We start from the raw sequence: 8,391 nt of genomic DNA, 5'->3' as shown, positions 1-8,391 counted from the left end.
CAGAACGGGTTGTAGAAAGTATCCGAAAAATAATTGCAGACATAAAATGAGAAGAGCCAGACTGGTGGGAAGAGCCGTGTGGCTCTTTCCGGGCAGAAGCTGATAAGAGGATGCGGAAGGAGAAAGAGAATGATTTGGATCAAAGAAGGAAATATAGAAATAGAAGGAACAGTGGAGGAAGTCAGAGCAGATTACACCATAATAACAAAAGCAGTAAGGAATAGTCTGGCCAAAATGATTGGAAAGGAAAATACTGATAAAGAGTTGGATAAAATGGTGGCATTGGCCAAAATGGAAATAGATGACTTGGTGGAGGCTTGCTCGAAAGGAGCGACACCGGAGGAAAAAGAAGAACTGAAAAGAATACTGAAGGAAGAGACGGGAGAAGATTAGAAAATGGAAACAAGAATGGACAGAATCACAACCAGAATGATGGAGCATATCTGCGATAATCTCTGCAAGTATCCAGATCAGCTGAGCGGGGAAGAATTAGAAGAAAAATGCACAGGATGTAAGATGGGAAAATATGTATGCGACATCTTAAACCACCACAACAAATGCAAAGAGATCTGCGAGGAGTGTACAGATTGTAGATGGCAGCAGTTAAATGGCGGTACTTGCAAAGGCGGTAAAGCAAGATGCGGACAGTTTGTTAGAGAAAGGGCATAGGAAAATGGATGAAAAGAAAGTCAGAGAAGCAATAAAGGCTATGGAAAATCAAATTGCGATTATACAAAAAATACCGAAGTATTTGGGACTGAAAGAAAAAACTGATAAGAAAATAGAAGAACGACAAACGGCAATAGAAGCGTTGGAAAAGCAACTGCCGAAGAAAGTAGATATGCGAACAGAATACAAAGACTTAAACGGCGCGATGGTATGTTTTGAAGGTTTCTGTCCTAGTTGTGGATGTGCTGTGGAATATTACAGAAATAAAAGTTGCAATCGTTGTACACAGATGCTTGACTGGTCGAAAAATTAAACAAGGAGGAAGTAGTAAAGGAGGGAAGCCGATGAATAAAGAAGGATATAAAGATCCAACAGCAGACAGAGCGATCGCGCATGCAGAACACATCCCAAAGCATGCGAGACAAGTATTGGATCTGCTGGAGCAGGCAGCAGGAATCGCTGGATTCCGGATCAAGAGCATAGAGATCCAAGATCGGGCTACAAAAGAAAGGTTCAGACGGCGCGGATGAAGAGGAGAGTATAAAGAGTTAAGTGTCGCGGAGTATTTGACAAGAAAGGGGCTAAACATTGGACAAGGCGATATTAGTTGAATACACGGCAATGAGAGAAGAAATAAAAGATATAAAGAGGAGAATAAGAACTCTTGAAAAGGAAATAGAAAATATAACAGTAGTATCCGACTCCGTGAAAGGAACACGACCAGACGGAACGTATGGAAGCATTAAGATTACAGGTTATCCATTTCCGGAAGAGGCTAAAAAGAAAACATGCTTGCAAAGGTATAAAAGGAAATTGGAAGAAAAGGAAGAAGAACTGCTGGAGCTGATGACAGAAGCAGAAGAGTACATTGAGAGTATTCCAAAAAGCGAACTAAGAATAATGTTTAGGATGTATTTTATAGACGATATGACATACATACAAGTAGCGGAATGCATGAATAGAATATTCCCGAAGCGGAAAGTAAAGTACACGGATGAGAATGTAAAGAAAAGAATACAAAGATTTTTTGAAAATTTTGAAAATGTCCCACAATGTCCCGAAGAAAAGTAGTAATATGTTATTGCTACAAAGTAACTACTTCGTGAATTTTAACTCTTACCCGAGGCGACCGAGAAAAGGTTGCCTCTTCTCACGTTATGGATACTTAATTCAGGGGCAGAAACACCAGCTCATAACTGGTAAGTCATCGGTTCGATTCCGATAGTATCCACTTAAATTTAGTAAAACTCACCTGAAAAGTATTGACATATGGTAAACCATATGTTATTATATACTTGTAAGGAGGTGAGAAACAGATGAGCAAAAAGAAAAAGAAGAAAAAGAAAAACTCCATAGATTGGATTGAAGTGCTAGTTCAAACAATCACAGGAGTTGTTTCTGGAGTGATAGCCGGAATTATTACTTGGCTAATCACAAAATAATGAAAGGCAAGAGGGGATAAAACCTCTCTTGTTAAATAAAATATAACACGATTGTTCATCTGTGTAAAGCTATGAGAATAGAAATAATTGTAGCGGTTGTAGTTGCAGTGGTTGCTGGATTAGTTGGGAAAAAAATATATCGGAAGTGGAGGGGTGAACATGCCAAAAGGTAATCCGACTCCACAAACAATAGCATCAGAGAAGTACCAGAAGAAAGCTGGATGGATGACAAAGGGGTTCAAACTGAAAAGAGAATTAGTAGAACAATTTGAATCTGCCTGCAAGGAAGCGGGAGTCAGCCAAGCTGGAAAGATAAGCGAACTGATGAAAGAATTTATTGAAGAAGTGAATAGTAAATAATAGTGAAGCATCTGGCGAAAGCCGGGTGCTTTTCTACGTCCTGAGCAAATGACGGTAAAAGGCTCTAGGCAAAAGCCTATTTTGCGCAAAAAAAGGAGTGCAGATAGCATTAAAGGAAAGTGTGGTCCGTGAGAGCGGGCGCGTTGTTAGGTTCGAATCCTAACCTGCACACTGTGCGATGTAGCACACATACATAGCAGGATAGAGCAGTTGGAAGCTCGCCAGTCTCCTTAGCTGGAAGTCGGAGGTTCGAGTCCTTCTCCTGCAACTCAACAAGGAGGCAACATGACAGAGCGTGACATTGCATTTGTAAAAAAATGCATAAAAGAAAACATACATAGATTTTACACATGGAGCAAATGGAAAACGAAACGAGAAGAAGTCCTGAGACTTGATAAATATGAATGCCAGATATGCAAGCAGAGAGGAAAGTACAAGAAAGCCACAACAGTCCATCATGTAAACTATGTAAAGAAGCATCCAGATAAGTCATTAGAAATATGGTATTACTTCAGGGGAGAGAAGAAAAGAAACCTCATAAGTCTCTGTCATGAATGCCATGAAGAAGTACATGGATACCGCAAAAAAGAAAAGAAGAAGCCATTGACAGAAGAGCGGTGGTAAAAATGAGAGAGTACCCCCGGTCGAAAAAAATCGGGTTTTAATTTGGCCGTTAGAGACCGGTGGGTGCTCTTGACAAAAGAGATTTTTCCGCGCGCGCGTGAAGGAGGGGTGGTCTAAGGGCGAGAAAAACGAGAAAAGAAATATTAAGAGAAGAAATCAAAGATGATCTTTTGGAGCAGTTGGCCAAGAATGGGACCACTGGGAAATATTACATCGACTTAGTAGATAAATACATGGATTTTTGGGACCTGGAAAATGACCTGATTGCAGACATAAAAAAGAGAGGAGCTGTTGTCAAATATGACAATGGAGGAGGTCAAAAAGGACAGAAGAAAAATGACTCCATAGATCAGAGAATTAAGGTAAGTGCACAGATGCTGAAAATACTCGACAGCATTGGAATTAAGCCGGTTTCCGGAGATCCGGGAGATGATGACGATGAGCTGTAAAATCCATCCATATATCCAGGAGTGGATTGATATTGTTGAGCATAAAACCTATGCAGTGTGCGAGGATCAGGAACTGCTAATCAAACATGTAAAATGGTGCTTTGAAAATGAAGATATTTATGTCGATGAGGAGCAGTTTGAAAAGTATATCGGACTTACCAAATACTTTCCATTTGAGGATATTTTTCCCTGGCAGAAGTTTGTGATTGGATTGCATGACTGCACATATTGGAGCAAATCAGGGCTGCCGAGATGGCCGGATTTGCTCTGTATGTTGGGGAGAGGAGCGGGGAAAGATGGTACGATTGCGGTAGAATCTGCGTGCTTAATGTCCCCATATAATGGTATCCGGGAGTACGATGTTGATATTTGTGCGAACAATGAGGACCAGGCAATGAGACCGGTGCAAGATGTCATAAATGCATTTGAGCAGCCATCTGTTGTGAAAAAGCTAAAGAAGTTTTTTTATTGGACAAAAGAAAAAGTAGTGAGTCTGAAAACCAAAAGCGTTATGCGAGGAAGAACGAACAGTCCAAAGGGAAAGGACGGTTTGAGATCTGGAATCTGTATCTTCAATGAGATCCATCAATATGAAGATTATAAGAATATCAATGTATTTACAACCGGTCTTGGAAAAAAGAAACATCCGAGAAGATCTTACTATACGACAAATGGTGATGTCCGGGAAGGACCACTGGATGATCTGCTGGAAACAGCAGAAGGAATCTTGCGGGGAGGAGAACCGGATAATGGACTTTTGCCTTTTATTTGCAGGCTAAATAAAAAAGAAGATGTCGATGACGAAGCGAATTGGCCAATGGCGAATCCATCTCTTCCGTATTTGCCAAACCTGCTGGAGGAGATCCGGAAGGAATACCGGGAATGGAAGAAGAATCCAAGAAGACTGCCAGCATTTATGACAAAGCGAATGAATATTCCGGAAAACGCAGAGGAGATGAGCGTAACAGACTGGGAAAACATAGCAGCTACCAATATTATTCTCCCGTGTCTGGAACGATGGAGCTGCACTTGTGGAGTGGACTATACAAAATTAAATGACTGGGCTTCGGTGGATTTACATTTCAGGGATGGAGATCAAAGATATGATATAAGCCATTCATGGATGTGCCTGCAATCAAATGACCTGGAAAGGATAAAAGCTCCATGGAAAGAATGGGCAGATATGGGAAGACTGACTCTGGTAGATGAAAATGAAATACACCCATCAGTGATTACGGAATATATTCAGCAAGCGAAGAAAAAGTACAATATCAAAAAGCTTGCAGTTGATGATTTCCGGTTCGCGTTATTGGCTAAATATCTAAAAGAAATAGGATTTGATTTAAAAATAAATAGAAATCTGAAATTAATCAGGCCATCAGATGTCATGAGGGTTGCGCCGGTAATTGACAGCTGCTTTACAAATCGGTGGTTTAATTGGGGAGATGCACCGGAGCTTCGATGGGCAACAAACAACGCGAAGCTGATCAGGCATGGAAGAAAGCTAGGAAAAGAAGATGATGCTGATATGGGAAATTTCGTGTATGGAAAAATTGAAGCAAAAAGCAGGAAGACGGATCCGTTTATGGCACTGGTAGCAGCAATGACCGTAGAAGATGAGTTGCCGCAAAAGAGGCCAAAGCCAACTCCGGCAACGATGGTATACAGCTATTAAGGAGGTGAGAGTAGGAAGTTAAGCATAAAAGACTGGCTGATCAAGAAGTTGGGAATCGGAAATATCAGTATTAACATGCAGGACATTATGGATGACAAAGAAGTGCAGGGAGCCATCTATGAGGTCTATCTCAGAGAACTGGCTTTTTGGACTTGCGTAAATAAAATTGCAAATGCAGTGAGCAAATGTGAGTTTAAGACTTATGTTAAAGGAAAAGAAGTTAAAGATGCAGAGTATTATCTTTGGAACTATGAGCCGAATCAAAATCAGAATGCAGCAGGATTTGTGAACAAACTCATTGGGAAATTGTATAGAAACAATGAATGCCTTGTTGTAGAAGTAAACCGAAAACTGTATGTAGCTGATTCTTATTGCAAAGAACCTTTTGCTCTGAAGGATTATGAATTTAGTGGAATCGTTATTGATGGATACGAACTGTCGGAAACATTAAGAATGTCAGATGTCATGTTTTTTGAGCTAAATTCGAACGATATGAGAAAACTGATGAATGGAATGTATGAGACGTACTCCAAATTGATTGTGTATGCGCAGGAAGCATACAAAAAATCAAGAGGGAAAAAAGGAATTTTAAATGTAGAAGCAATTGCTCAGGAAGATGATAATTTCAATGAAAATTTCAATCAGTTGATGACGGAACATTTCAAAAATTTCTTTAGCAAAGAAAATGCGGTGCTCCCATTATTTGAGGGATATAACTATCAGGATATATCAGACAGTGGAAAGACATATTCTACTGAGTCTACAAGAGATATTAAAGCACTTGCGGACGATATATTTGAGTTTACTGCAAGAGGATTTTCCTTCCCGCCGAGTCTTGCAAAAGGGGATGTGCAGGATACCGGAAAAGCGATTGATGAGCTACTGACTTTTGTCGTGGATCCATTAATCAAGATGTTGCAGCAGGAGATCAACCGGAAACGTAATGGATACAAAGGATTTAAGCAGGGAACATACATCAAAATCGAAACACTTGCGGTAAAACATATTGATATTTTTGACATCGCAACACCGGTAGACAAGCTGATCTCTAGCGGAGCCTTTACGATCAATGATATTTTAGAGGTGCTCGGAAAACCTCGGATTGAAGAGGAATGGGCAAATCAACACTTTATGACAAAGAATTACAGTAAGATTCAAGATTTGCTTTCTGATTTGAAAGGAGAAAATGCAGAGAATGGAGAAAATTGAATGCAGGGGAGAAGTCCTGCTAGGGTATGTTCCTAGCCTCCCCAAAGAAGCGGAAAGGCATAGTGAAAGACTATGTCTTATTTTAGTTCCATAGGTAGGGTGAAAAAATTTTGAAAAAATATATTGACTTTTGGATACATGATTGATATATTAAGTGTGTAACCATTTAAAAATAAACGTGTAACCAAAAAAGGAGGTGCAAATAATGTCTCCAGCAAAAGGAAGACCACCGTCAAAGAATCCTAAAAACATTGATACGAGAATAAGACTATCAGAACAAGAAGCAGAAATGCTAGAATTTTGTAGTAGTAAGACTGGGTTGACAAAAGCAGACATCATAAGAAGAGGAATTAAGAAAATTTATGATGAGATTGTACTCGACAAATTCAAACAATAGAAAAAAGAGATTCGCCTACCTACCAAGTTTAACGAATCTCTAGTGAAAAAACACAACGAAAAGGCTGTGCTATTTACAATATAACACATCCTTTTCATAAAATCAATGAAAGAGGATTAAAAAGCATGAACAAATTAGAAATAATAGAAAATGAACTTGTCCCAGTATACGAGACAAGCACTGGAGAAAAAGTAGTATACGGATCAGAACTGCATGAAGTTTTAGGTGTAAGAACACCTTACAAAGACTGGTCTACGCGTAGATTAAACGATATTGATGCCGTAGAAAATGAAGATTTTGAAGCCGCTCAAATTTGCGCACCTTCCGGTCAGACTAAAAAAGACCATATCATCAAACTGGACATCGCAAAAGAAATGGCAATGCTTGAGAGAAATGAAAAGGGGAAACAAGTTCGTAGATATTTCATTCAAATAGAGAAAAAATACAAAGCAAATCAATTCGCAGGACTTTCCGCAGAACTGAAAGCTGTTATTGTAGTGGATAAAAGAGTGACAAAAGTAGAAAATGAAGTAAAAATGCTTGGTAGAGAACTCGAAGATTTTAAAATGGATATGCCGATATTAGGTGTAGAAATAGATGAAATTACGGCAGCAGCAAGACGAAAAGGCGTGGAATGTCTTGGAGGAAAGAAAAGCAATGCATATCATGACAGATCATTAAGAAGCAAAGTATACCATGATATTTACGGAGAACTGAAAAGACAGTTTGGTGTAAGTACATACAAAGCGATTAAAAGAAGTCAATGTCAGGATGCGCTAGGCGTTATCAATAAATATACGTTACCTTACATCTTGGAAGAGCAGATAAAAGATTGCAATGCACAGATAAATATGGAGGTAGCGTAATGGAAGAGAAAGCAATGTATAAAGAGTTCATTCACAAAATGGTTGATAAAATTAACAATGAAAACTATTTGAAAAAGATTTATACAATAGTACATAGAATGTTCATAAGAGAAGAAAGCAGATAAAGAGATATTGCGTACAAAATGATGCGGAGGTAGAACATGGAAAACAAAGAAAAAATGTACAAAGATCTTATACTTGAATTGTTGGAATCAACACATGAAATAGATACGTTAGTAAGTGTTTACACTGTTTTAAAAGAATTAAAAGGAGAGTAAGGATATGGATAAGAAAAAGCTTATTAAAGATCATACTCGGGAACTGGCAGAGATTGTCAGAGAAGCAAGAGCGTTGACACAAGAGGAATACGAGGAGTGAAAAGAATTTGTTCGAAACAGCGCAACGGAGAAAACTAAAGGAATTACAGAATATATGTTGTTAATAATAGAACAATGTTTGAAGAAAGAACAATACGCATAATTAAATACAGTAATTAGAACATCTATCAGAAGTGGTAGGTGTTCTTTTTATCCAATGTGTCGTAAAACCCCTTGCTTTAGCTATGGGGATATAAGACACTTCCATCGAATTTACGTAAGTAATTGAAGATGGAACAAAAATACTCTTGTATTAGATTTTGAAATGGTATATAATACACATATGAATATTGCATATAAATCTAATAACAATATAGTCTATT

The 8,391-nt window shown here is 38.6% G+C and carries 14 protein-coding genes and 2 tRNA genes; all 16 read left to right on the top strand.

The window, feature by feature from the left end:
* The first annotated feature begins 129 nt into the window (after nt 1-129).
* The 16 genes from EDD74_RS04515 (at nt 130) to EDD74_RS15475 (ending at nt 7,816) form a co-directional block, all read left to right on the top strand.
* The gene (locus EDD74_RS04515; protein WP_116441702.1) at nt 130-393 is read left to right on the top strand and encodes a hypothetical protein; all 264 of its coding nucleotides are present in this window, start codon (nt 130-132) and stop codon (nt 391-393) included.
* Between the two features lie 3 nt (nt 394-396).
* Nucleotides 397-669 carry a hypothetical protein gene (locus EDD74_RS04510; RefSeq protein WP_116441703.1) on the top strand — a complete coding sequence of 91 codons (273 nt, stop codon included), beginning with the start codon at nt 397-399 and terminating at the stop codon, nt 667-669.
* Nucleotides 608-982 (top strand): coiled-coil domain-containing protein, encoded by a 375-nt coding sequence (locus EDD74_RS04505; protein WP_133296829.1) that lies wholly within the window; start codon nt 608-610, stop codon nt 980-982. The genes EDD74_RS04510 and EDD74_RS04505 overlap by 62 nt, the downstream gene beginning before the upstream one ends.
* Before the next feature lie 31 nt (nt 983-1,013).
* The gene (locus EDD74_RS04500) at nt 1,014-1,199 is read left to right on the top strand and encodes a hypothetical protein (protein WP_116441705.1); all 186 of its coding nucleotides are present in this window, start codon (nt 1,014-1,016) and stop codon (nt 1,197-1,199) included.
* A 58-nt stretch (nt 1,200-1,257) separates the two neighbouring features.
* A complete protein-coding gene (locus tag EDD74_RS04495) occupies nt 1,258-1,740 on the top strand; it encodes a hypothetical protein (RefSeq protein ID WP_242990127.1) in 483 nt (160 codons plus the stop codon).
* Between the two features lie 88 nt (nt 1,741-1,828).
* Nucleotides 1,829-1,900, top strand: a tRNA-Met gene (locus EDD74_RS04490).
* Between the two features lie 85 nt (nt 1,901-1,985).
* Nucleotides 1,986-2,111 carry a hypothetical protein gene (locus EDD74_RS15480; protein WP_278320664.1) on the top strand — a complete coding sequence of 42 codons (126 nt, stop codon included), beginning with the start codon at nt 1,986-1,988 and terminating at the stop codon, nt 2,109-2,111.
* Between the two features lie 159 nt (nt 2,112-2,270).
* Nucleotides 2,271-2,471 (top strand): chemotaxis protein, encoded by a 201-nt coding sequence (locus EDD74_RS04485; RefSeq protein WP_116441706.1) that lies wholly within the window; start codon nt 2,271-2,273, stop codon nt 2,469-2,471.
* A 195-nt stretch (nt 2,472-2,666) separates the two neighbouring features.
* Nucleotides 2,667-2,739: transfer RNA gene (locus EDD74_RS04480), tRNA-Arg, on the top strand.
* Nucleotides 2,740-2,756: 17 nt separating this feature from the next.
* Complete coding sequence (locus EDD74_RS04475) at nt 2,757-3,095, top strand: HNH endonuclease (RefSeq protein WP_116441707.1); 339 nt, start codon at nt 2,757-2,759, stop codon at nt 3,093-3,095.
* A gap of 170 nt (nt 3,096-3,265) precedes the next feature.
* Nucleotides 3,266-3,544: a P27 family phage terminase small subunit gene (locus EDD74_RS04470; protein ID WP_330409984.1), complete on the top strand. Its 279-nt coding sequence runs from the start codon at nt 3,266-3,268 to the stop codon at nt 3,542-3,544.
* Nucleotides 3,534-5,219: a terminase TerL endonuclease subunit gene (locus EDD74_RS04465; protein ID WP_116441709.1), complete on the top strand. Its 1,686-nt coding sequence runs from the start codon at nt 3,534-3,536 to the stop codon at nt 5,217-5,219. The genes EDD74_RS04470 and EDD74_RS04465 overlap by 11 nt, the downstream gene beginning before the upstream one ends.
* Nucleotides 5,220-5,267: 48 nt before the next feature.
* Nucleotides 5,268-6,428, top strand: a complete 1,161-nt coding sequence (locus tag EDD74_RS04460; RefSeq protein WP_242990129.1) for a phage portal protein — start codon at nt 5,268-5,270, stop codon at nt 6,426-6,428.
* A gap of 205 nt (nt 6,429-6,633) precedes the next feature.
* Complete coding sequence (locus EDD74_RS04455; RefSeq protein WP_116441710.1) at nt 6,634-6,825, top strand: hypothetical protein; 192 nt, start codon at nt 6,634-6,636, stop codon at nt 6,823-6,825.
* Nucleotides 6,826-6,950: 125 nt separating this feature from the next.
* Nucleotides 6,951-7,691, top strand: coding sequence for an ORF6C domain-containing protein (locus EDD74_RS04450; RefSeq protein WP_116441711.1), 741 nt, complete (start codon nt 6,951-6,953; stop codon nt 7,689-7,691).
* Nucleotides 7,691-7,816 (top strand): hypothetical protein, encoded by a 126-nt coding sequence (locus EDD74_RS15475; RefSeq protein WP_278320665.1) that lies wholly within the window; start codon nt 7,691-7,693, stop codon nt 7,814-7,816. Before EDD74_RS04450 ends, EDD74_RS15475 begins: the two co-directional genes overlap by 1 nt.
* The last annotated feature ends 575 nt before the right edge of the window (nt 7,817-8,391 follow it).

This window comes from Faecalimonas umbilicata (assembly GCF_004346095.1).
In the GTDB taxonomy this organism is placed as follows: domain Bacteria; phylum Bacillota; class Clostridia; order Lachnospirales; family Lachnospiraceae; genus Faecalimonas; species Faecalimonas umbilicata.
This window is presented reverse-complemented; position numbering and strand designations above follow the sequence as displayed.

What these genes read in the sequence shown, in the direction of transcription:
- EDD74_RS04475 (WP_116441707.1), top strand. Translation starts at nt 2,757, where the DNA reads ATGACAGAGCGTGACATTGCATTTGTAAAAAAATGCATAAAAGAAAAC.
- EDD74_RS04505 (WP_133296829.1), top strand. Translation starts at nt 608, where the DNA reads ATGGCGGTACTTGCAAAGGCGGTAAAGCAAGATGCGGACAGTTTGTTA.
- EDD74_RS04455 (WP_116441710.1), top strand. Translation starts at nt 6,634, where the DNA reads ATGTCTCCAGCAAAAGGAAGACCACCGTCAAAGAATCCTAAAAACATT.
- EDD74_RS04450 (WP_116441711.1), top strand. Translation starts at nt 6,951, where the DNA reads ATGAACAAATTAGAAATAATAGAAAATGAACTTGTCCCAGTATACGAG.
- EDD74_RS04500 (WP_116441705.1), top strand. Translation starts at nt 1,014, where the DNA reads ATGAATAAAGAAGGATATAAAGATCCAACAGCAGACAGAGCGATCGCG.
- EDD74_RS15475 (WP_278320665.1), top strand. Translation starts at nt 7,691, where the DNA reads ATGGAAGAGAAAGCAATGTATAAAGAGTTCATTCACAAAATGGTTGAT.
- EDD74_RS04515 (WP_116441702.1), top strand. Translation starts at nt 130, where the DNA reads ATGATTTGGATCAAAGAAGGAAATATAGAAATAGAAGGAACAGTGGAG.
- EDD74_RS04465 (WP_116441709.1), top strand. Translation starts at nt 3,534, where the DNA reads ATGAGCTGTAAAATCCATCCATATATCCAGGAGTGGATTGATATTGTT.
- EDD74_RS04510 (WP_116441703.1), top strand. Translation starts at nt 397, where the DNA reads ATGGAAACAAGAATGGACAGAATCACAACCAGAATGATGGAGCATATC.
- EDD74_RS15480 (WP_278320664.1), top strand. Translation starts at nt 1,986, where the DNA reads ATGAGCAAAAAGAAAAAGAAGAAAAAGAAAAACTCCATAGATTGGATT.
- EDD74_RS04485 (WP_116441706.1), top strand. Translation starts at nt 2,271, where the DNA reads ATGCCAAAAGGTAATCCGACTCCACAAACAATAGCATCAGAGAAGTAC.